Origin of the sequence: Kribbella amoyensis, assembly GCF_007828865.1 — a bacterium.
Taxonomy (GTDB): Bacteria; Actinomycetota; Actinomycetes; order Propionibacteriales; family Kribbellaceae; genus Kribbella; species Kribbella amoyensis.
In genome coordinates this window covers 3,727,337-3,749,158 of the sequence record NZ_VIVK01000001.1, presented here as the reverse complement: position 1 = coordinate 3,749,158, position 21,822 = coordinate 3,727,337, and the positions used below count along the sequence as shown (strand labels likewise).

The window sequence follows — 21,822 nt, the reverse complement described above, 5'->3', positions numbered from 1 at the left end:
CCTGACCTCGACTGACACCTCTCCGAACTTACGGTCCACCGACCGTGGATCCACAACCCGGAAGCCGTCAGCAGCGATTCTTCACACAGTCCTTACTCAGGACAAACCTCCCCGTGACGATGGTCTCAGAGCACGATACGGCCGGTGACACCGACTCACCAGTGCCACCGGCCGATCACTTCGCGTAAGTGTCTCCCGCGTCAGGAACCGGCCTCGCGACGTCCCGGTCAGTTGGGGCCGGCCGGGGTGAGCGTGGCGATCAGGTCGCCCAAGGTGGCGAAGCCGGCGCAGCCAGGACCGCACGGGACGAGGGCGGCACGGAGGTCGTCGGTGAGGTCCTGCTGGCTGGCCTTCGACAGGGTCCAGCCGAGCGGTGCGGACAGCGACGGCTGGGTGCTCTGGTGGACCACGAACACCCGGCCGGCTACGCGCGGGTCGGTCCGCAGCTGCCGGCACTGCGGCGCGTCCGTGCACAACCCGCCGGGCGACACCACCTCGGCCGCGCGGGCGAGCATCGGCCGGCTCGCGGTCGCGTTGCCCTTGGCCGTGTACAGCTTGGTCACCGGTGGGACCAGGCTCTCCGGGATCTGGGTCCAGCCGATCGCCTGGTCCCCCGGCGTCCCCGGGATCACCCGGGAGTCCGGCGGCGCGTTGTCGTGGGTCGCGGTACTGAAGTCCGGGCCGGTGCCGTTCTCCACGTACACGACCAGCGGGACCACGAACTCACCCTTGCCCTCGGCAATCACCTGGTCGTTGTGCGCGCGGACCAGCGGCAGCCAGAGCGGGGCGAGATCGACGATCGTGCTCAGCCCGGTGTTGTCGGTGTACCCGCCGTCGACGAGTTGCGCCGCTTGCAGGTCGCCGCACTCCTCGACCACCCCGGACGGCGTGACGTACGGGAAACGGCTGGCCAGCAAGCCCGCCGTCAACGCCTGAATGTTGCCCAGGCACTCTTTCGCGGACCGGTTCCCCGTTCGGCCGTAGAGGCCCAGCAGGTCGTAGTTGTGCGCGCCCGCGGCCCCCGCGCCGCAGACGGGCGCGCCGCCGGACGACCGGCCGCCCGCACTCAGATCGAGCTGACTCAGCAAGGCGTTGCAGCCGTCCCGGACCGCGGTCGAGGTGAGTACCAGTTGCCCCGTCACCGCACCTTCGCCGGACGTCGCCTGGTCCACCTGATCGGGCAGGAAGTGGGTCCGCAGGTCTGCCAGTCGATGCTCCCAGGTCGTCTCCATCAGCTCGGCCCGGTCCAGCGGTTGCGCGGTCGGGGTGCGGTACGGCGAGGCCGCGTCGAATCGCAGCCCGGCGGCGCTCGCCAGCAGGTCACCCGACAACAGGGAGACCGAAGCGGCGCCGAGGGCCTCGTGTCCGGCGATCGCCTCGACCGCGGGCACCGGGCGGCCGCTGAACCGCGCGATCGTCACACCGAGCGCGCCACCGCTGGCCCCGGCCGAGAACAAGGCCACCCGCCGGCCGCATCCGTTGCCGGTGGCCCCTATCTTCGCCAGGGCGGACGCGGTCCAGTACGTCGCCCGGATGCCGCCGCCCTCGGCCGCGACCATCAGCATCGGCCGGATCGACAGCCCGGCGTCCACGGGATACGCGCACCCGCCGGACTGCGCGAGCCAGGCGTCGAAGGCCTGCCGCATCGTCGGCCGGGCCGGGACCGTCCCGGCCGCGGTGACCGGGTGGATGTCGGTCTTGCCACCGGCCAGTCCGGTCAGGATCAGCGCGACCACCAGCAACGCGATGATCGGGGTCGCCCGGCGCCGGAACACCCGCGGCCCGATCTGGAAGATCTCCGGCGGCTGCCGCTCCTGCGCGTAGACCACGATCACGCCGACCATCGTCACCAGCGTGGTCAGCGCGAGCATCGTGGCAGCCAGCACACCGAGCCCGTCCGCGACCAGCCGGGGCCACGCCGCGAGGAAGAGGAAGAGCACGATCGACGTGACCAGGAGGCTGATCCGCAAGGCCTTCCGCGGGGCACCGAGGACGGCCGTACTGCCGTTGACGTCCGTACCCGGTTCGGCGAGCCGACCGACGTACTGACGGACCGGTGTCGGCCGGCCGGACCAGGTCGCGATCGCGGCCAGCACCGGACGCGCCACCAGCCACGGCACGATCGCCAACGCGGCACCGACCAGCAACGCGAGCCACGGCGGCACGACGTACGAGGCGTCGAGGAGGCCGGCGAGTTCGAGGGCGGCGAGGCCGGTGAAGGCGCGCACCATGCCGAGCCCGGCCAGCGAGAGGGCGGCGATCGCGATCGCGTCTCCGGCCGCCATCACGTCGCGCGGGAACGTCGCGGTGACCGGGCGAAGTGGACGCGGACTGTGCTCGCCGTGGCGGTACACGAGGGCCGAGACGATCATCACCAGGACCGGGATCGCGCAGAAGACGACCAGCCGTGGCCAGAAAACGGTGCCGCCTTCGGCGAAGGCGATCACCAACGCCACCGCGAACAACAGCACCGGTCCGAGGGCCCACAACCGCAGGTCCTGCCGACGGGGACGCTGGTGCGCCAGGTCGTCCCAGAACGGCCAGTACCCGTCGCCGACGACGCGGCGTTGGGCCCAGTCCGCGCGGATCCTGCCGAGCACGAAGATCGCCGGCAGCAGCACCACGGCGTACACGAGTCCGGCCGCGGCCGCGTGCCACAGGCCGATCGGGGCGTCGAGCCAGCGGCGCTGGACGTCGGGCAGCTGGTCGAAGACGTTGCTGCCCGGCACGATCGCGAGCGCGGCCAGCGGCAGGAACGCCAGCAGGCTGAACCGCTGGATCCAGACGGCCCGCCAGATCCGCCGCAACGGGCCCGCCCGCAGCCTCGCGATCCCGGCCATCAGCAACCCGATCACGGCCAGCCACTTGAGCGTGGTGATCACCGCGACGACCGTCGGCCCGGCGGACGGTACACAGTCGGCGCCGGCGCACCGCTCGATCCCGAGCCAGATGGTGCCGACGTTCTCCAGCACGTCGAACGCGGCCAGCGCGACGACCAGCCAGCGCACCCACGAACGCGCCAGCTGCCACAGCGCGCTGGTGTAGACGACGATGAAGACGAAGTCGAGCACGAGGTACGCCGCGAGCAGGCGGCCCCAGTGCTGCAACTGATCGGCGTCGAGCACGGCGTGCCACCCGTCGGCCTGACCCCAGCTGCCCGGGCCGGCCATGGTGTTGAACATCCAGGAGGAGTCGTCGGCCGCGAGGAAACCGCCGGAGAGCAGGCTGATCTCGTTCAGCGCGAGCCACAGGACCGCGATGGCCGCGAGGTACCCACCGACCCGTCCGAACTCCACCGGACCGGGCGCGCCGTTCTGTGTCGATCCGCTCATCACAGACCCCCACTGGCTATATCGCCCCTGTCCTCACGACGTTACAGCCAGTGATCCGGCCACCGGCTACGAAGTACTGAGCCGTTGCTCCAGCTGGGCGAGGACACGGTCGACGGTGGCGACGTCCGCGGCCGGCAGATCGCCGAACAGGTCCTCGGCCAGGCGATCGGACTCGGCGTCCATCCGCCGGGCCGCCGCGGACCCCTTCCGGGTCGGCTTCACCAGCAAGGCGCGGCGGTCGTCGGCGTGCGCGGTCCGGACGACGAACCCGGACTGCTCCAGTGCGTCGACCAGCGTGGTCACGTTCCGCGGAGTGACCTGGAGCCGGTCGGCCAGCTGCCGCTGGTTCAACGGACCGTGCCGCGCGATCTCCCAGAGCGCCGTGGCCCGGGCCCGGGTCAGGCCGCGGGCGGCCAGCCCGCGGGCCATGTCGTCGGCCATCAGGATCGACACCGCGAACAGCCGGTTCAGCACCTCCCGGCCAGATGGTGTACTAGACTCATCATGTACCATGTTCACTAAATCGTACCCCGATCGAAGGACGCCGATGAGGACCCAGGACAACGTCGAATTGCTGCAGGGACTGTACAAGTTGCTCGCGAGTGGCGACCTGGACCGGGCCGCCGCGCACCTGACCGAGGACTTCGTCGCCCATCAGCCCGGCCGGCCCGAGCCCAGCCTCGGCCGGGACACCTGGCGGGCCGGCGCCCAGCACATGCTGGACGCCTTCCCCGACCTGCGGATCACGATCGACGACATCTTCGGCGCCGGTGACCAGGTCGTGGTCCGGCTGCACTTCGCCGGCACCCACCAGGGCCCGTTCCTCGAGATCCCGCCGACCCAGCGGCAGGTCGAGTTCGCCAGCCTCGAGCTGTACCGGGTCGAAGACGGCCAGGTCGCCGAGGAGTGGGTGGCCCCGGACATGCTGGGCCTGTTGCGCCAACTCACCAGCTGACCACCCGGCGTGACAGCGGGCGCGGGCGTGCCCTACCTTGGATATATGAAGAGTTCTGCAGATGTGCAGTCCGTCGACGGGTGCGCGGTCCGGCTGGTCGATCCGGAGCGGGTGCAGACCGTCCTGGCCAGGATGCCCGCCGAGGACGACGTCGTCGACACGGCCGACGTGTTCGGGCTGCTCGGCGACCCGCGCCGGCTGAAGCTGCTCGTCGCGCTGCTCGACGGGGAGCTGTGCGTCTGCGATCTCGCCGCGGTGACCGGGATGAGCGAGTCGGCGACGTCGCACGCGCTCCGGCTGCTGCGGGCGCACCGGGTCGTCTCGGTCCGCCGGGACGGCCGGATGGCGTTCTACCGGCTCGACGACGCGCACGTCCGGATGCTCGTCGACCTGGCCGTCGCCCACACCGAGCACACCGACGCCATCCACCCGGAGCGGGACCAGTGAGCGCCGGTCATGGTCACGGGCACGGGCACGCGGCGAACCCGAGTGCGGACCGGCGGCTGCTGAGCGGTGCGCTGGCGCTGATCCTCGGCTTCATGGCCGCCGAGGTGGTCGTCGGGCTGGCGGCCGGGTCGCTGGCGCTGATCACCGACGCCGCGCACATGCTGACCGACGCGATCGCGATCATGCTCGCGCTGCTGGCGATCCGGCTCTCCGCGAAGCCGCCGGCCGGTGGTTTCACCTTCGGCTTCAAGCGGGTGGAGATCCTGTCCGCCCAGGCGAACGGGATCACCCTGCTGCTGCTCGCCGCGTTCTTCGTGTACGAGTCGGTGCAGCGGATGATCCACCCGCCCGAGGTGAAGGGCGCGCTGGTCCTGATCACCGGGGTGGCCGGGATCGTGGTGAACCTCGCGGCGACCTGGCTGATCAGCAAGGCGAACCGGTCCAGCCTGAACGTCGAAGGCGCGTTCCAGCACATCCTCAACGATTTGTTCGCCTTCATCGCGACGGCGGTGGCCGGGCTGGTCGTCCTGCTCACCGGGTTCAGCCGGGCCGACGCGATCGCCGCGCTGGTGGTCGCCGCGCTGATGCTCAAGGCGGGGATCGATCTGGTCCGCGCCTCGGGCCGGATCTTCCTCGAGGCCGCGCCGGCCGGACTCGACCCGGCCGCGCTCGGCGCCGAGCTGTGCGCCGTCGACGGAGTCGTCGAGGTGCACGACCTGCACGTCTGGGAGATCACCTCGGGCGAACCGGCCGCGTCCGCGCACATCCTGGTCCGCGAGGGCCTGGACTGCCACCAGATCCGCGGCCGGATCGAGGCGGTCCTCGCCGACCGGCATCACCTGACCCATTCGACGTTGCAGGTCGACCACGCCACCGGCGATGTCCTCGAGGCTCACTGCAGCGACTCGCACGGCGCCGTCCACCGGCCGGTACCAGAGTCGGTCACAGCCGCTGGATCAGCAGCTGACCCGGCCACGCGGAGTCGTTGACCGGTACCTCGAACGCTTCCGCGCGGGTGAAGCCCTGGCCTTCGTAGTACCGGACCAGGGCACCGTCGCCGCCCGCGAAACAGTCCACCCGGAGCATCCCGACGCCCAGCTCCTTCGCGAGGGAGCGGGCGTGGTCGAGCAGGGCCGTGCCGATCCCGGTGCCCTTGGCCGCCCGGTCCGTCACGAGCAGGCGGACGTACAGCTCGGGCTCGGTGGCGGGCGGGACGTACGGGAGGGCCGCGCCGACCGCCAGCGCGCCGACGGCCCGGCCGTCGCGTTCGGCGATCCACAGCCCACCGTCCGCCGCGAATCCGGTGACCTGCTCGACCCGGCGCGGGTTGGCCGAGTGCCGTTCGGTGCCCCACTGATCGGTCCGCCCCTGCGCCACCAGCCACTCGGTCGCCCCGTCCAGCAGCTCCAGCACGCCGGCCACGTCGGCCGCTCCCCCGGCTCTGATCTCCACGCTTCTCATCCTGCCATCCACGATTTGCACCGAAGTTCGGTGCAGGATGTCGAAACGGGTGGCGCGGCTTCTACCTGTGAGGTGAAGGCACCGCGACGGACAAGGAGACCGAGATGAGCAAGCAGGCCGGCAAGCTGGACAAGCAGTTCACCGCACCGCTGCTGAAGAGCGACGCGAAGGGCGGCTGGACGTACCTGGTGATGCCCGGGTCGGCCGAGTACTTCGGGACCCGCGGGCTGGTGAAAGTCCGCGGCACGATGGACGGGGAGCCGTTCGAGAGCTCGTTCATGGCGCTCGGCGACGGTACCCACAAACTCCCGGTCAAGGGCGAGCTCCGCGACCGGCTCGGCAAGAATCCCGGCGACGAGATCACCGTGCACCTGAACGAACGCCTCTGACCCGGGGCCGGCAACCGCCGGCCCGGGTCGCCGCCGGGCCTGGCTCAGGTGGGCCAGGTGAAGGCGGGGTCGCGGGCGTAGTCGTCGCGGCGCCACTCCAGCGCGGCACTCACCATCGCGTGTGCGCCGGTGCCGATCACCTTGCGCAGCGCCGGTTCCGGCTCGTCCAGGAACGCCAGCAGCGCCTGTGCCGCCACCGCCGGCGACTCCTCGGCCGCTTCCGCGGACTCCGCCGGGGCCGACTCGGCGGCAGCTGCGATCTGCTCGGCGGTCGGGTAGGACGGCAGGCCGAGGATCGCCTCGCGGGTGCCGTCGTACGCCGGGTCGGCGGTGGTGAAGCGCATGCTCGAGCCGGCCCAGTCGGTCGCGAATCCACCGAGCTGGAGCAGGTGGACCCCGATCCCGAACGGCCGGACCTCGTCCGCGAGCGCCGCGCTCAGTCCCTCCAGCGCCCACTTGGTCGCGTTGTACGCACCGAACAACGGCAGATGCCCGACCGCGCCCACGCTGGACACCTGCACGATCCGCCCGGATCCGCGCGCCCGCATCGCCGGCAGCACGGCCTGGCTCACCCAGACCGCGCCGTACAGGTTCACGTCGAACTGGGCCCGCAGCTCCGCCTCGGACAACTCCTCGACCGCACCGACCAGCCCGTACCCGGCGTTGTTCACGACCACGTCCGGCGTGCCCACAGTGGCGACCACGTCGGCCACCACCGCCGCCACGTCGGCGCGGGACCCGACGTCGAGCCGGCGTGGCACCACCCGGTCGCCGTACTCCTTGACCAGGTCGTCGAGCACCCCGTCCCGGCGGATCGTCGCGACCACCCGGTCACCCCGCTCCAGCGCCGCCTCGGCGAACGCGCGCCCCAACCCCCGGCCGGCCCCGGTGATCAACCACAGTCTCATCTGCTCGACCTCTCCGCTTGAACTTCAACGAGACGGACCGTATCGTCTCGCCTATGAAAAGTCCAGACCAGCGCCGGCGCAGCGACCGGGCCCACAGCGCGATCCTTACCGCGGCCGCCGCTGCGGTCGCCGAGCTCGGCTACGCGAGGACCACCATCGAGGGCATCGCGGCACGGGCCGGGGTCGGCAAGCAGACGATCTACCGCTGGTGGCCGTCGAAGGGCGCGGTCGTGCTCGACGCCCTGATCGCCGAGCAACCGGACGTCGAGTGGCCCGACACCGGCGATCTCACGGCCGACCTGCGCCTGGTGCTGCGGGCAACGATCGCCGCGTTCGCCGACGAGGACACGTCGGCGACGCTGCGGGCACTGATGATCGACATGCAGCACGACCCGGCCCTCAGCGAGTCGGTGCTGACCCGGATGCTCCGCCCCCAGCTCGCCGCCACCCGACGCCGGCTGGTGGCCGCGCAGGAGGCGGGGCAGGTCGCCGCCGGACTCGACCTGGACGTCGCCGTCGAGGTGATCTTCGGGCCGATCTACCACCGCTGGATCCTGCGCACCCACCCGTTCGACGAGGCGTACGCGGACGAGCTCACCGCTGTCGTCGTCCGCGCCCTCGCCCCGCCGGCGCCCTGACCCTCAGGCCAGCGAGACCAGTTCGAGGTACTCGTCGGACCACAGGTCCTCGGTCGCGTCCGGGAGCAGCAGCACCCGGTCCGGCCGGAGGGCCTCGATGGCGCCCTCGTCGTGGGTGACCATGACGATCGCGCCCGGGTACGAGCCGACCGCGCCGAGCACCTCGTCGCGGGAGGCCGGGTCGAGGTTGTTCGTCGGCTCGTCCAGCAGCAGCACGTTCGCGCCCGAGTGGACCAGGCCGGCCAGCGCGAGCCGGGTCTTCTCACCACCGGACAGCACCCGCGCGGGTTTGTCCGCGTCGTCCCCGCTGAAGAGGAACGACCCGAGGACGGTCCGCACCTCACCGTCGGTCAACCCGGGGGCCACCGAGGCGAGGTTCTGCCGGACCGTACCGGCCAGGTCGAGCGTGTCGTGCTCCTGCGCGAAGTACCCGAGCCGGAGCCCGTGCCCGTGGATCACCCGGCCGTCGTCAGGCTGTTCCTGCCCGGCGAGGACGCGGAGCAACGTGGTCTTCCCGGCACCGTTGAGCCCGAGGATCACCACCCGGCTGCCCCGGTCCACGGCCAGGTCGACGCCGGTGAGGACCCGGAGCCCGCCGTACGCCTTCGTCAGGCCCGTCGCGCTCAGTGGGGTCCGGCCGGACGGGACCGGATCGGGCAGCCGGATCCGCGCGACGCGGGCGGCGCGGCGTACCGGCTCGAGGTCGGCGAGCAGCTTGTCGGCCCGGCGCGCCATGTTGCGCGCGGCAACGGCCGTGCTGGCGCCGGCCTGCATCTTCGCTGCCTGCGAATGCAGCACGGCCGCCTTGCGTTCCGCCGTACTACGTTCCCGCGCGCGCCGCCGCTCGTCCACTGCCAGCTGCTCGAGGTACTTCGCCCAGCCGGTGTTGTGCACGTCGATCGCGGCCCGCTGCGGGTCCAGGTGGAACACCCGGTTGACCGTTGCCGCCAGCAACTCACGGTCGTGGCTGATCACGATCAGACCGCCCGGGTAGCCGAGCAGGAAGGACCGCAACCAGAGCACGGAGTCCGCGTCCAGGTGGTTCGTCGGCTCGTCCAGCAGCAACGTGTCGTGCTCGGCGAACAGGATCCGGGCCAGCTCGACCCGCCGGCGCTGACCGCCCGACAACTCGCCGACCGGTTGCTCCATCGCCCGCATCGGCAACCCCACTCCGGCGGCCAGCCGCGCCGCCTCGGCCTCCGCGGCGTACCCACCGGCGGCGAGGAACGCGGTCTCGGCCCGGACGTACGCCGCCATCGCCCGCTCCTGCGCGGCCCCGGTCGCGGTGGCCATCGCGGCCTCCGCCTTCCGCAACCGCGCCACCGCGACATCGAGGCCGCGGGCGGACAGGATCCGCGCGGTCACGGTGATCGCGGGATCGGCGGCCTTCGGGTCCTGCGGCAGATACCCGACCGAGCCGGTCGCCTGGATCGTGCCCGCGGCCGGCCGCTCCTGCCCGGCGAGCGTGCGCAACAGGGTGGTCTTGCCGGCGCCGTTGCGCCCGACCAGACCGACCCGGTCGCCGGGACCGACGTGAAAGGTAACCTCGCCCAGCAACAGCCGGGCGCCAAAACGCAGTTCGACACCGCGTACGGTGATCATGACCAACACACTCCGTGATGACTAGAAGACGGACTCCACCTGCGAAAGCGGGTCGGTCAGCTAGACACAGAGGCAAGTAGCCATGCGCCCACGGTACGAGGTGACGCTCGGTGGCGCACGTGAATATTCAGGTGGCCGGCAGTTCGACGGTGAACCGGGCGCCGCCTTCGGGGCGTTTCCCGGCCTGGATCGTGCCCTGATGCCACTGGACGTGCCGGGCCACGATCGCGAGCCCGAGTCCGACCCCGCGGCCCCCGCCGGTCGGATCGGCGCGGCCGAACCGTTCGAAGATGCGGTCCAGGTGTTCGTCCGGGATGCCGGGACCGGAGTCGTCGACGGTGATGACGACGCCGAGGCCGCCGGCCGTGACCGTGACGCCTTTGCAGCCGCCCGCGTGGTCCTCGGCGTTCTCCACCAGGTTGGCCACGACGCGTTCCAGGCGGCGCTTGTCGGCCTGCAGGGTGAGCTGCTCGGCCTCGGGCTCCACCGTGGTGACCTGGCGGCCCGCGGTCGCGTCGGCGGCGGCGCGGACCAGGTCGGCGATCCGGACGATCTCGCGGCTGCCCTGGTCACCGCCGTCGTCGCGAGAGATCTCCAGCAGGTCGACAACCAGCCGGCGGAACCGGTCCAGGTCGTCGCCGAGCAGGTCGACCGGTTCGCGGACCACGGCCGGTAGTTCGTCGCGGTGGTTCTGGATCAGCTGCATCGAGTTCAGCATCGTCATCAACGGCGTCCGCAGCTCGTGACTCACGTCCCCGGCGAACCGGGCGTCGGCCGCGACCCGGCGTTGCAGGTTCGCCGCCGTCTGGTTGAACGACCGTGCCAGCCCGCCGAGGTCCCGGTCGTCCTCGGCCTGCAACCGCGCGTCCAGCTGGCCCCGGGCGACCTCCGACGCCACGTCGGTCAGCTTCGCCAGCGGCCGCAACGCGACCGTACTCGCGAGCCGTCCGACCGCGAGCCCGAGCAGCGCGGTCATGATCGCGGCCACGACGAGGGTGAGCTTCACCGTCCGCAGGGTGTCGTCGAGCGCGGTCATCGGGTGCCACTCGAAGTACGCCGCACCCGGCGGCGACAGCGGGACACCGACGGCCAGCACCTGCTGGCCGCTGACCTCCATCCGCCGGGACGCCGGCCGGTCGGCGCGGACCGCCGCCACCAGGTCCGCGGGCAGATCGGCCGGCCGGCCGGTCGCGGAGTACCAGGTGCCGTCGTAGAAGACCATCGACGCGGCCGAGTCCGTCGACGGCAGGGTGCTGAGCAGCCCGGCGATGTCGACGTCCCGGGCCGGGGCCGGACCGGAGCACTCCGGGGTCTCGCGGACCGGGCGGCAGGGCCGGCTCGGGCCGAAGATGCCGTAGTGCAGGGCGGCCGCGTTGTCGGCGGTCTCGACCTCGGCCGACGAGATCCGCTGGTCGATCAGGTGGCTCGACACCACGTTCCAGCTGACCACCGCGAGCACGACCGCGAATCCGAGCGCGAGCAGGCCGTAGGCGAGCATCACCCGCCCCCGCAGGCTGACCCGGCCGCGCACCGTCAGCTCACCAGTCGGTACCCGAGACCGCGGGCGGTGACGAGGTGCCGCGGACTGGCCGGGTCGCGTTCGATCTTCAGCCGCAGCCGGCGGACGTGCACGTCGACGATCCGGCTGTCGCCGAAGTACCCGTACCCCCAGACCCGGGACAGCAGGTGCTCGCGGCTACAGACCTTGCCCTCGGCCACCGCCAGCTCGACCAGCAGCTTGAACTCCGTCCGGGTCAGCGCCAGCAGTTCGCCGTCGCGGAGCACCTCGGCGGCCGGGACGTCGATCTCCAGGTCGCCGATCGCGAGCAGGTCGGCCTGCGGGGTGGTGGCCGGTTCGACCCGGCGGAGCAGGGCGCGGATCCGGGCCGAGAGCTCCTTGGCCACCAGTGGTTTGGTCACGTAGTCGTCCGCGCCCGCCTCCAGCCCGGCGACCACGTCGTGGCTGTCGGTCCGCGCGGTCACCATGATCACCGGGACGTCGCTGCTGCGCCGGATCTCCCGGCAGACGGCGAACCCGTCCCGGTCCGGCAGCATCAGGTCGAGCAGCACCACGTCCGGCGGTTCGCGGCGCAACGCGACCAGCGCCTCCAGTCCGTTGCCCGCTTCGGAGATCTGGTAGCCCTCGTCCTCGAGCGCGAGTCGCAGTACCCGGCGGATCCGGGGCTCGTCGTCCACCAACAGCAAGCTGTGCGCCACCCGATCAGTGTCACCCCCGAAGCGTTCGCGGCCCGATGACGTCTGTCATGACTTCGTCATCCGCCCGCGCCGGCTCGATGACAAGGCCATGACGCTTCGGTGACTCCGGGTCCGGCCGGCCCGAACGCTCCTACCTTCACCGGTATCGAGTCTCGGAGGAGGACGAATGGCCAGCAGACGGTACGTGACCGCGACCGTGGTCGCGGCTCTCACCCTCACCCTGGCGGCCTGCAGCTCCGGCAACGGGGCCTCGACCGCGGGCGGCTCACCGGCCGCCGAACCGGTCAAGGGCGGCACGCTGAACATGCTCGGGTCGGGCGACGTGGACTACATGGACCCCAACCTCAGCTACTACTCGGTCGGCTACCTGAACCTGCGGATGTGGAGCCGGCAGCTGTTCACCTACCCGGGTGAGGTGGGCGGCAAGAACACCACGCCGGTCGCCGACCTGGCCACCGAGCTGCCGACGGCCGCGAACGGCGGGGTCAGCGCGGACGGGAAGACGTACACGATCAAGATCCGCCCGGGCGCGCAGTGGAACACCTCGCCGGCCCGGCAGGTGACCGCGGCCGACCTGGTCCGCGGCGTCAAGCGGACCGCGAACCCGGTCCAGCCGTTCGGCGGGATCCCCGACTTCGCCGACCTGATCGTCGGCTACAAGTCGTTCGCCGACGGCTTCGCCAAGGTGGCCAAGACGCCGGCCGCGATCGCGGCGTACATCAACGACACGCCGTTGCCGGGCGTGGTCGCGAAGGACGACACCACGGTCGTCTTCAAGCTCACCCAGCCGGCCACGTACTTCGTCGACATGCTCACCCTGACGGCGTTCTCGCCGGCTCCGGCCGAGGTGCTGAAGTACCTGCCGGCCAGCACCGAGTCGGGCAACGCGTGGCCGTCCGACGGTCCGTACAAGGTGGACAAGTGGGTGCCGACGAAGTCGATCAGCTACTCGCGCAACCCGGCCTGGAACGCCGCCACCGACCCGGTCCGGAAGGCCTACGTGGACAAGATCGAGGTCAACGAGACGGTCAGCCAGGACTCGATCCAGCAGCAGCTGCAGACCGGGACGCCGACCGCGGACCTGGAGTTCGACGTCGGCCCACCGCCGTCGCAGCTGCCGGCCCTGATCAGCAAGAAGGACAAGAACCTCAACCTCGGCGAGACCGCGTCCAGCAACCCGTACGTGGTCTACAACACCGCCTCGCCGAACAACAACAAGGCGCTGGCGAACGTGAAGGTCCGGCAGGCGATCAGCTACGCGCTGAACCGTGACCACGTCATCCAGGTGTACGGCGGACCGACGGTGAACCCACCGCTGACCCACGTGCTCCCGGGCAACATCCTCGGCTCCCAGCAGATCGACCCGTACCCCTACGACCCGGACAAGGCCAAGCAACTGCTCGCCGAGGCCGGGCACCCGAACCTGACCCTGAAGTTCCTGTACCGGAACGCCTCCGAGGGCAGCAGCAAGGCCTTCCAGACGATCCAGCAGGACCTGTCCAAGATCGGGATCACGGTGGTCGGGGTCCCGTCGCCGAACGCGGACTTCTACGTGAAGTACCTGCAGGTGCCGACCGTCGCGCAGCGCGGGGTGTGGGACCTGTCGCTGGCCGGCTGGGGCGCCGACTGGTACGGGAACGCGGCGCTGTCGTTCTTCAACCCGCTGTTCTCCGGTGAGCCGTCGTTCCCGCCGGTCGGCAGCAACTTCGGGCTGTACGTGAACCCGGCGACGAACGCGCTGATCAAGCAGGCGATCGCGGCACCGGACACCGACCAGGCCGCGCAGTTGTGGGCCAAGGCGGACGCCCAGGTGATGGCCGACGCGCCGTTCTACCCGCTCACCAACCCGAAGAACGCGAACTACCACGCCGAGCAGGTGAACAACGCGGCCTTCGTGCCGTCGCTGCAGATGTTCGACCCGACCAACGTCTGGCTCAGCGCGGGCAAGCAGGGCTGATCCGATGGCGCTGCTGGAGGTCAGCGACCTGCGGGTCTCCTTCGACACCCCGGACGGCACCGTCCGCGCCGTCCGGGGCCTGTCGTTCACGGTCGACCGCGGCCGCACCCTGGCCGTGGTCGGCGAGTCGGGGTCCGGCAAGAGCGTGTCCACCCAGACCATCACCGGGCTGACCCGGGGCGCCGAGGTGTCCGGGACGGCGTTCTTCGACGGAACCGACCTGATCACCGCGGACCCGGCCACGCTGCGCCGGATCCGCGGTGCGCAGATCGGGATGATCTTCCAGGACCCGCTGTCCAGCCTGCATCCGCTGTACCGGGTCGGCTGGCAGATCACCGAGATGATCCAGGCGCACGACCAGGACGTCACCCGATCGGCGGCGCGGCGGCGGGCCGCCGACCTGCTCGGGCTGGTCGGGATCCCGCGGCCGGCCGAGCGCATCGACGACTACCCGCACCAGTTCTCCGGCGGGATGCGGCAACGCGTGATGATCGCGATGGCGATGGCGCTCGACCCCGCGTTGCTGATCGCGGACGAGCCGACCACCGCGCTCGACGTCACCGTGCAGGCGCAGGTACTGGCGGTGATGCGGCGGCTCCAGGAGGAGTTCGGGACCGCGATCATCCTGATCACGCACGACCTCGGCGTGGTCGCGGAGATGTCCGACGAGGTGATCGTGATGTACGCGGGCGCGGTGATGGAACGCGCCCCGCGCCGAGAGGTCTTCTACCGCAACCACCACCCGTACACGCGCGGGTTGCTGGCCTCGCTGCCGGCCCAGAGCGGGCACCGGCTGACCCCGATCCCGGGCAGTCCGCCGAGCCTGATCGACCCGCCGGCCGGCTGTCCGTTCGCGGCCCGGTGCCCGCACGTCTTCGACCGGTGCCGCGCGGAGACACCGCCGCTGACCGACGTGTACGGCGATCTTCGGCACCAGTCGGCGTGCTGGCTGGACCACAGCGGACGAGAGGCGGTGGCGTCATGACCGAACCGTTGCTCCGGATCGAGAACGTCCGCAAGGAGTTCCCGACCCAGCGCCGCGAGGTGATCCACGCGGTCGACGGGGTGTCGCTGGAGGTCGGCCGCGGCGAGACGCTCGGCCTGGTCGGCGAGACCGGCTGCGGCAAGTCCACGCTGGCCCGTTGCGTCGCCCGGTTGTACGACGTGACGTCGGGCTCGGTCTGGTTCGACGGCCGGGACATCACCGGCTTGTCGCGGCGGGAGCTGCGGCCGGTCCGCCGGGAGATCCAGGTGATCTTCCAGGACCCGTACAGCTCGCTGAACCCACGCCGCCGGGTCGGGTCGATCATCGGGGACCCGTTCGCGATCCACGGCATCGCCGGCGGGTCCGAGCGGAAGCAGAAGGTCCAGGAGCTGATGGAGCTGGTCGGGCTGAATCCCGAGCACTACAACCGGTTCCCGGCCGAGTTCTCCGGCGGACAGCGGCAACGGATCGGCGTGGCCCGGGCGCTCGCGCTCCGGCCGAAGCTGGTGATCTGCGACGAGCCGGTGTCCGCGCTGGACGTGTCGATCCAGGCCCAGATCATCAACCTGCTCGCCGACCTGCAACGCGAGTTCGACCTGACGTACGTGTTCATCACCCACGACCTGTCCGTCGTTCGGCACGTCAGCGACCGGATCGCGGTGATGTACCTGGGCAAGATCGTCGAGCTCGCTCCGACCGCGGACCTGTTCGGCGAGACCCGGCACCCGTACACGCGAGCGCTGCTGTCCGCCTTGCCGGTGGCCGATCCGGACACCGCCGACAGCCGCGAGCAGATCATCCTGGCGGGCGACATCCCCTCGGCCACGGCGCCGCCGTCGGGATGCCGGTTCCACACCCGGTGCCCGAAGGCGCGGCCCGACTGCGCCGCCGAGGAGCCGCCGCTCGAACCGGTCCTGGCCGACGGGCCGGAGCATCGGACCGCGTGCTTCTTCCCATTGACCGTCGGCGAGGACCTCGCGTCCGCCGTACCGGAGCCGGCGTCATGACCGCGGTCGCCGAAGCGGTGGAACCGGCCTCCCCGGCGATCCAGGGCCGCAGCCCGTTGATGCTGGCGCTGCGCCGGTTGCGTCGGGACAAGGTCGCGATGGTATCGCTCGGGGTGATCCTGCTGATCGTGTTGATGGCGGTGTTCGCGCCGGTCTTCGCGCACATCACCGGGCACCCGCCGAACGAGCAGTACCGCGACATCGGCCTCACCGCCGACGGGTTGCCGAAGGGCCCGAACAGTACGTTCTGGCTGGGCACCGACGACCTCGGCCGGGACATCCTGGTCCGGATCGCCTACGGCGCCAGGATCTCGCTGCTCGTCGGGGTGGTGGCGACCGCGATCACGGTGGCCATCGGCGTCGTCCTCGGGCTGGCGGCCGGCTTCCTCGGGGGTCTGGTGGACACCGTGCTGGCCCGGTTGGTCGACGTGGTGCTGTCGGTGCCGTTCCTGCTGGTCGCGATCGCGCTGGTGTCGGTGACCGGGCCGAGCCTGAGCATCACGGTGCTGGTGATCGGGTTCTTCAGCTGGGCCTCGGTGGCCCGGATCGTCCGCGGCCAGGTGCTGTCGCTGCGCGAACGCGAGTTCGTCGAGGCGGCCCGGTCGCTGGGGTCGAGCGACACCCGGATCATGTTCGTCGACATCCTGCCGAACGTGCTGGCGCCGGTGATCGTCTACACCACGCTGCTGGTCCCGGTGGTGATCGTGACCCAGGCGACGCTGTCGTTCCTCGGTCTCGGGCTGCCGCCGCCGACCGCGGACTGGGGCGGCATGATCAGCGCGTCGCAGAACTACTACACCACCGCCTGGTGGTTCATCTTCTTCCCCGGGCTGGCGCTGCTGGTGACCACGCTCGCGTTCAACCTCTTCGGCGACGGGGTCCGGGACGCCTTCGACCCGCGCGCCGACCGGCTCTGAGGAGGGTGACCGATGCTTGTCTTCCTGCTCCGCCGGCTCGGCCACGGGCTGCTGGTGCTCTGGCTGATCACGATGGCGGTGTTCGCCCTGTTCTTCGTCGCGCCCCGCAACGTCGCGCAGACGCTGGCCGGCCGGCAGGCGACCCCGGAGACCATCGCGCTGATCGAACACCGGCTCGGCCTCGACCTGCCGGTCTGGAAGCAGTACCTGAAGTTCGTCGAGAACGCCCTGCACGGCAACCTCGGCTACGACTACTACCACCAGGTGCCGGTCACGACGATCATCGGCCAGGCCCTGCCGATCACGCTCTCGCTCGCTCTCGGTGCCGCGGTCCTGTGGTTGCTGCTCGGCGTGTTCAACGGCGTGGTCTCGGCGATCCGGCCGCGCTCGCTGGCGGATCGCGGGCTGACGCTGTTCTCGTTGTTCTTCTACTCGTTCCCGTCGTTCCTGCTCGGCTTGTTGCTGCTGTACTTCTTGTACTTCCGGCTGACTCTGGCGGGGTACCAGTGGTTCCCGGCCGGTGGGTACTCGCCGCTCGCGCAAGGGTTCGGGCCGTGGTTCCAGCACTTGGTGTTGCCGTGGATCGCGCTCGCGTTGTTGCTTGCGGCAACGTATACGCGGTTGACGCGGGGGTCGATGCTGGACGTTCTCGGGGAGGACTACATCAGGACGGCGCGTTCCAAGGGGCTGCGGGAGAGCCGGGTGATCGTGCGACACGGTCTGCGGAGTGCGTTGACGCCGGTGGTGACGCAGTTCGGGATCGATCTGGGCCAGCTGATCGGTGGGGTGGTGGTGACCGAAACGGTCTTCAGCCTGCCGGGTCTGGGCCAGACCGCGGTCACCGCGATCAACCAGCAGGACCTCCCGGTCATCATCGGCATCGTCCTCTTCGCCTCGGCCGCGGTAGTCGTCGCCAACATCGCCGTCGACATCGTCTACGCCGTCCTAGACCCCCGAGTCCGCCTCCACTGACCCCAACCACCCCACCACCCACAACCACCACCCCACCTCCACGGCCAACCGCAGCCGCTGCCGGCCGGACCCGCTGTCGGCCGCACCCGCTGCCGCATCGTGGCCGACCGACTTTGAGCACCAACCAGCCATCTATGGCGCGGGCACCTGACCGGTACAGGCACAAGGTCAGCCTGGCCGAGGCAGGGGCAGTGGGCGAGGTGGCGATACGCCGTCGCTGGCGGGTTGTTTCGTCGCTGACGGGTTCTTTCACCGATGACGCGCTGCAACACGCCATTCATCGAACAACCCGCCAGCGACCCCAGGGACGAGGCGACTTTGAGCACCAGCCAGCCTGCTCCAGCGCGGGCAACTGACTGGTACGTGCACAAAGTCAGCCGGCCAAGCAGGCGCGGTGGGCGAGCACGGTGGGCGAGCGCGGAGGGCGAGCGCGGAGGGCGAGCGCGGAGGGCGAGCGCGGAGGGCGAGCGCGGAGGGCGAGCGCGGAGGGCGAGCGCGGAGGGCGAGCGCGGAGGGCGAGCGCGGAGGGCGGGCGCGGAGGGCGGGCGCGGAGGGCGAGCGCGGGGGGCGCGCCGTCGCTGGCGGGTTCATCGCTGACGGGGTTTCTTCATCGATGACGCGTTACAACGCGCTACTCATCAAACAACCCGCCAGCGGCCCCGAGATCGGCCGACTTTGGGCGCCGACCAGCCAGCTCCGACACGGCGACACGGCTGGTGCGTGCCCAAAGTCGGCTGGGGTGGGGTGCGGGATGTGCTGGGGTGCGGGATGTGCTGGGGTGCGGGATGTGCTGGGGTGGGCTGGGGGCGCGCGTAGGGTACGGGTGGTTGGGAGGTGGGTCGTGGCGGTGGTGGTTTATGGGGCCGGGGGGATCGGGTGTTATGTCGGGGGGCGGCTGGTTGCTTCCGGCATGGAGGTTGGGTTCGTCGGGCGGCCGCGGCTGGCTGGTGAGGTTGCGGAGTACGGGCTGACGCTGACCGACTACCTCGGTACCGAGTGGCGCGTGGACGACGTGCGGTACGCGACGACGCCGGATGCGGCTGCTTCGGCGGAGCTGGTGCTCGTCACGGTGAAGTCGGCGGCGACCGCGAGTGCGGCGGAGGAGCTGGCCGGCGTACTGCGGCCCGGGGTGGTCGTGGTGAGCTTTCAGAACGGGGTTCGCAACGCGGAGGTACTCCGGGAGCGGTTGCCGGAGCAGGTGGTGATCACCGGGATGGTGCCGTTCAACGTGCTGAATCGGGGCGGCGGCGTGTTCCACCAGGGCACGCAGGGTGGGCTCGACGTCGAGGATCACCCCGCGCTGGACGAGTACGAGGACGCGTTTCGCCGTGCTGGGCTGCCGCTCACCCGGCACGCGGACATGGTGGCCGTGCAGTGGGCGAAGCTGCTGCTCAATCTGAACAACCCGATCAACGCGTTGTCGGACCTGCCGTTGCGCGACGAGTTGTCCCAGCGGGCGTACCGGCGGTGCGTCGCGGCGGCGCAGGCGGAGGCGATCGACGTGCTCGCCGCGGCCGGGATCGAGCCCGCGCAACTGATGGCGGTCCCGGCCCGGCGGTTGCCGACGGTGCTGCGGTTGCCGGACTTCCTGTTCCGGCGGCTGGCTAGCAAGATGCTGGCGATCGATCCGCACGCGCGCAGTTCGCTGTGGGAGGACCTGCGGGCCAGGCGCCGCACCGAGATCGACTATCTGAACGGCGAGATCGTCCAGCTCGCGGCGACCGTCGGGCGGGAGGCCCCGGTGAACGCGAAGCTGGTCGAGCTGATCCGCGCGGCCGAATCAGGCTCCCGCAGACCGTGGACGGGCGACGCGTTGTACGCCGAACTGACCGGCCGCCGCGCCTGACTGCCGACAGCCGACCGCAACGGCCGCCGCAGCTGCTCAACCGAAAGCAACTGCCGACGCTGCTGATGAGCTGACCGCATCGGCCGCCGCGTCTGATCAGCTGCGGTCAGAGGCCGACTCGGGCAGCGGGCGGGAGCAGCGCGGGATCGGCTGTCGGCCAGTCGAGCGGGTCGGGGCCGAGGCGATCCAGTTCGGCCAGTTGCAGGAGGCACCACGGCGACAGGCCCGGCCGCCCCGCGACGTCCGCCCAGTCGACCCACTCGTACGCGGCGACCTCGGCCGGGTCCGGGACCGGATCGCCCGAGGTGCGTACCCGGTACACCGGGCACAGCTCGTTCTCGACGATCCCCTCCGGCATCTCGGCGCGGTAGCGGAACTCCGGAAGCACCAGGTCGACCTCCTCGGCGACCAGGCCGAGCTCGTCCGCCAACCGGCGACGGACCGCGGCCGCGACCGGTTCGCCCGGGAGTGGATGCCCACAGCAACTGTTGGTCCAGACGCCCGGCCAGGTGGACTTCGAGTGCGCGCGCTGGGTCAGCAGGACGCGGCCGCCCGGGTCGAGGACGTAGCTGGAGAAGGCCAGGTGCAACGGGGTGGCGGCGTGGTGCACGACCGCCTTGTCCTCGCTGCCGACCACCTGCCCGGTCTCGTCGAGCAGGACGACCTTCTCCGTGTTCATCGCTCAAGGTTAGTGCGGGGCACCAGATCCGCGCGCGAGCGGCGTCCGATCGCGGTGCTGGTAGCCTGATCCCGTGACCAAGCGTTGCGTGGTGTATCGACCGGCTCTGGGCGGAGCCGGGGTCTTGTAGTCCCCACGAACGCTGCACACCCAGAGCCTCCGAGGCGGGAACCAATCCGGTTCCTGCCTCTTTTGTTTGCCGGGAGGCTGCCGTGGGTGGGTGCCTCTCGCCCCTGTTGACGAGAGGAAGAGATGATCCAAGACGCCCAGGCCGTGATCGACCGGTTACGCCGCACCATCGACACCGTCATCGGGGCCGAGGACCTGCTCGACCGGCTGAGATCCGGCCGGCCGCTGCGGATCAAGTACGGCGTGGACTGCACCGCGCCCGAACTCCACCTCGGTCACGCGGTGAACCTGTGGATGATGCGCGGGCTGCAGGATCTCGGCCACAAGGTGGTGTTCCTGCTCGGCGACCTGACCACCCGGATCGGCGACCCGACCGGGCGCAGCGAGACCCGGCCGACGCTGTCGCCGGAGGAGATCGAGGTGAACGCGGCCGCGTTCCTGGACCAGGTGGCGCTGGTACTGCGGACCGACCCGGCCGTGTTCGAGGTCCGGCGCAACTCCGAGTGGTACGGCGGGATGGACGTGGCCACGTTGCTCGGGCTGTTCAGCCAGGTGACGCACGCGCAGCTGGTCGCGCGGGACATGTTCCGGGCCCGGATCGCGGCCGGGCGGGAGATCGCGCTGCACGAACTGACCTACCCGGTGCTGCAGGGGTACGACAGTTTCGCGATGAAGAGCGACCTCACCATCGTCGGGTCGGACCAGCTGTTCAACGAGCAACTCGGCCGGCACTTCCAGCAACGCCTGGGCGCCGCGCCGCAGGTCGTCGTCACCAGCACGATCACGCCCGGAATCGACGGTGGCCCGAAACAGTCGAAGTCGCTGCGGAACTACATCGCGCTGACGGACTCGCCGAAGGACAAGTTCGGCAAGCTGATGAGCCTGCCCGACGACCTGGTGGAGACGTACGCGCGGGTCTACACCGAGCTGCCGCTGTCCACGGTCGCCGCCCTTGGTGGTTCGGCGGCTGTCGGTGGTCCCGCGGCCCGGGACGCCAAGCTGCAGCTCGCGGCCGCGGTCGTCACGAGGTACCACGGCGCCGGTGCCGCCCGGGCCGAGCTGGACGCGTTCACCCGCGTCTTCTCGGAACGCGCCGAGCCGGAGGACATCCCGGCGGTCGTGGTGAGCACGGCGTCCCCGACCACGCTGCAACTCCTCCAAGCGGCGCGGCCGGACGACAGCAACTCCGAACTCCGTCGCCTGATCCGCCAAGGCGCCGTCACGATCGACGGCACCAAGTCCACCGACCCCGACGAGAAGCCCACTCTGCAACCCGACACCATCCTCCGCTCCGGCCGCCGCACCTGGCACCGCATTCGACTGAGGTGAAACGCCCGGACCTCCAGCACTCACGAACCGACCCCGATCTCCGCATCAACGG

The 21,822-nt window shown here is 70.7% G+C and carries 20 protein-coding genes; 12 read left to right on the top strand and 8 right to left on the bottom strand.

Annotation, left to right across the window (positions count from 1 at the left end):
- Window positions 1-227: 227 nt before the first annotated feature.
- Together FB561_RS17735 and FB561_RS17730 are read right to left on the bottom strand one after the other, a co-directional pair.
- Window positions 228-3,332 (bottom strand): hypothetical protein, encoded by a 3,105-nt coding sequence (locus tag FB561_RS17735; protein ID WP_145808030.1) that lies wholly within the window; start codon window positions 3,330-3,332, stop codon window positions 228-230.
- 66 nt (window positions 3,333-3,398) lie between these two features.
- Window positions 3,399-3,806 carry a MarR family winged helix-turn-helix transcriptional regulator gene (locus FB561_RS17730; protein ID WP_170284691.1) on the bottom strand — a complete coding sequence of 136 codons (408 nt, stop codon included), beginning with the start codon at window positions 3,804-3,806 and terminating at the stop codon, window positions 3,399-3,401.
- Window positions 3,807-3,879: 73 nt separating this feature from the next.
- Between FB561_RS17730 and FB561_RS17725 the strand changes: the two genes are divergently transcribed.
- The 3 genes from FB561_RS17725 to FB561_RS17715 are packed head-to-tail and all read left to right on the top strand — an operon-like array spanning window position 3,880 to window position 5,723.
- A complete protein-coding gene (locus tag FB561_RS17725; RefSeq protein ID WP_145808026.1) occupies window positions 3,880-4,287 on the top strand; it encodes an ester cyclase in 408 nt (135 codons plus the stop codon).
- A 45-nt stretch (window positions 4,288-4,332) separates the two neighbouring features.
- Complete coding sequence (locus FB561_RS17720; protein ID WP_145808024.1) at window positions 4,333-4,734, top strand: ArsR/SmtB family transcription factor; 402 nt, start codon at window positions 4,333-4,335, stop codon at window positions 4,732-4,734.
- The gene (locus FB561_RS17715; protein ID WP_145808022.1) at window positions 4,731-5,723 is read left to right on the top strand and encodes a cation diffusion facilitator family transporter; all 993 of its coding nucleotides are present in this window, start codon (window positions 4,731-4,733) and stop codon (window positions 5,721-5,723) included. Before FB561_RS17720 ends, FB561_RS17715 begins: the two co-directional genes overlap by 4 nt.
- Here the strand turns inward: FB561_RS17715 and FB561_RS17710 are convergent.
- On the bottom strand, window positions 5,677-6,195 hold the full coding sequence (locus tag FB561_RS17710; protein WP_145808020.1) for a GNAT family N-acetyltransferase: 519 nt from the start codon (window positions 6,193-6,195) through the stop codon (window positions 5,677-5,679). The two genes, FB561_RS17715 and FB561_RS17710, sit on opposite strands and share 47 nt — an antisense overlap.
- A 104-nt stretch (window positions 6,196-6,299) precedes the next feature.
- On the opposite strand from FB561_RS17710, the gene FB561_RS17705 reads away from it, so the two are divergent.
- Window positions 6,300-6,584 (top strand): DUF1905 domain-containing protein, encoded by a 285-nt coding sequence (locus tag FB561_RS17705; RefSeq protein ID WP_145808019.1) that lies wholly within the window; start codon window positions 6,300-6,302, stop codon window positions 6,582-6,584.
- Window positions 6,585-6,628: 44 nt separating this feature from the next.
- On the opposite strand, the gene FB561_RS17700 is transcribed toward FB561_RS17705, so the two are convergent.
- On the bottom strand, window positions 6,629-7,492 hold the full coding sequence (locus tag FB561_RS17700; protein WP_145808017.1) for an SDR family NAD(P)-dependent oxidoreductase: 864 nt from the start codon (window positions 7,490-7,492) through the stop codon (window positions 6,629-6,631).
- 53 nt (window positions 7,493-7,545) lie between these two features.
- Here FB561_RS17700 and FB561_RS17695 point away from each other — a divergent pair, with 53 nt between their 5' ends.
- On the top strand, window positions 7,546-8,130 hold the full coding sequence (locus FB561_RS17695; RefSeq protein WP_145808015.1) for a TetR/AcrR family transcriptional regulator: 585 nt from the start codon (window positions 7,546-7,548) through the stop codon (window positions 8,128-8,130).
- A 3-nt stretch (window positions 8,131-8,133) separates the two neighbouring features.
- Here FB561_RS17695 and FB561_RS17690 read toward each other — a convergent pair whose 3' ends face one another.
- From FB561_RS17690 to FB561_RS17680, 3 genes are all read right to left on the bottom strand, one after another.
- Window positions 8,134-9,732: an ABC-F family ATP-binding cassette domain-containing protein gene (locus FB561_RS17690; protein WP_145808013.1), complete on the bottom strand. Its 1,599-nt coding sequence runs from the start codon at window positions 9,730-9,732 to the stop codon at window positions 8,134-8,136.
- Between the two features lie 127 nt (window positions 9,733-9,859).
- Complete coding sequence (locus FB561_RS17685; RefSeq protein ID WP_145808011.1) at window positions 9,860-11,263, bottom strand: sensor histidine kinase; 1,404 nt, start codon at window positions 11,261-11,263, stop codon at window positions 9,860-9,862.
- Window positions 11,264-11,265: 2 nt separating this feature from the next.
- Window positions 11,266-11,949 carry a response regulator transcription factor gene (locus FB561_RS17680; RefSeq protein WP_145808009.1) on the bottom strand — a complete coding sequence of 228 codons (684 nt, stop codon included), beginning with the start codon at window positions 11,947-11,949 and terminating at the stop codon, window positions 11,266-11,268.
- 166 nt (window positions 11,950-12,115) lie between these two features.
- Here FB561_RS17680 and FB561_RS17675 point away from each other — a divergent pair, with 166 nt between their 5' ends.
- The 6 genes from FB561_RS17675 (at window position 12,116) to FB561_RS17650 (ending at window position 19,633) form a co-directional block, all read left to right on the top strand.
- On the top strand, window positions 12,116-13,906 hold the full coding sequence (locus FB561_RS17675) for an ABC transporter substrate-binding protein (protein ID WP_145808007.1): 1,791 nt from the start codon (window positions 12,116-12,118) through the stop codon (window positions 13,904-13,906).
- A 4-nt stretch (window positions 13,907-13,910) separates the two neighbouring features.
- The gene (locus tag FB561_RS17670; protein WP_145808005.1) at window positions 13,911-14,891 is read left to right on the top strand and encodes an ABC transporter ATP-binding protein; all 981 of its coding nucleotides are present in this window, start codon (window positions 13,911-13,913) and stop codon (window positions 14,889-14,891) included.
- A complete protein-coding gene (locus tag FB561_RS17665; protein ID WP_145808003.1) occupies window positions 14,888-15,898 on the top strand; it encodes an ABC transporter ATP-binding protein in 1,011 nt (336 codons plus the stop codon). Before FB561_RS17670 ends, FB561_RS17665 begins: the two co-directional genes overlap by 4 nt.
- Window positions 15,895-16,815: an ABC transporter permease gene (locus FB561_RS17660; RefSeq protein WP_145808001.1), complete on the top strand. Its 921-nt coding sequence runs from the start codon at window positions 15,895-15,897 to the stop codon at window positions 16,813-16,815. The genes FB561_RS17665 and FB561_RS17660 overlap by 4 nt, the downstream gene beginning before the upstream one ends.
- Window positions 16,816-16,827: 12 nt before the next feature.
- Window positions 16,828-17,787 carry an ABC transporter permease gene (locus FB561_RS17655; RefSeq protein WP_145807999.1) on the top strand — a complete coding sequence of 320 codons (960 nt, stop codon included), beginning with the start codon at window positions 16,828-16,830 and terminating at the stop codon, window positions 17,785-17,787.
- Between the two features lie 787 nt (window positions 17,788-18,574).
- Window positions 18,575-19,633: a 2-dehydropantoate 2-reductase gene (locus FB561_RS17650; RefSeq protein ID WP_337692329.1), complete on the top strand. Its 1,059-nt coding sequence runs from the start codon at window positions 18,575-18,577 to the stop codon at window positions 19,631-19,633.
- A gap of 106 nt (window positions 19,634-19,739) precedes the next feature.
- Here the strand turns inward: FB561_RS17650 and idi are convergent, their stop codons facing one another.
- Entirely contained in the window at window positions 19,740-20,312 is a 573-nt protein-coding gene (idi, locus tag FB561_RS17645) for an isopentenyl-diphosphate Delta-isomerase (RefSeq protein WP_145807995.1), read from the bottom strand.
- 252 nt (window positions 20,313-20,564) lie between these two features.
- Here idi and tyrS point away from each other — a divergent pair, with 252 nt between their 5' ends.
- Window positions 20,565-21,770, top strand: a complete 1,206-nt coding sequence (gene tyrS, locus FB561_RS17640) for a tyrosine--tRNA ligase (RefSeq protein ID WP_238334883.1) — start codon at window positions 20,565-20,567, stop codon at window positions 21,768-21,770.
- Window positions 21,771-21,822 lie beyond the last annotated feature (52 nt).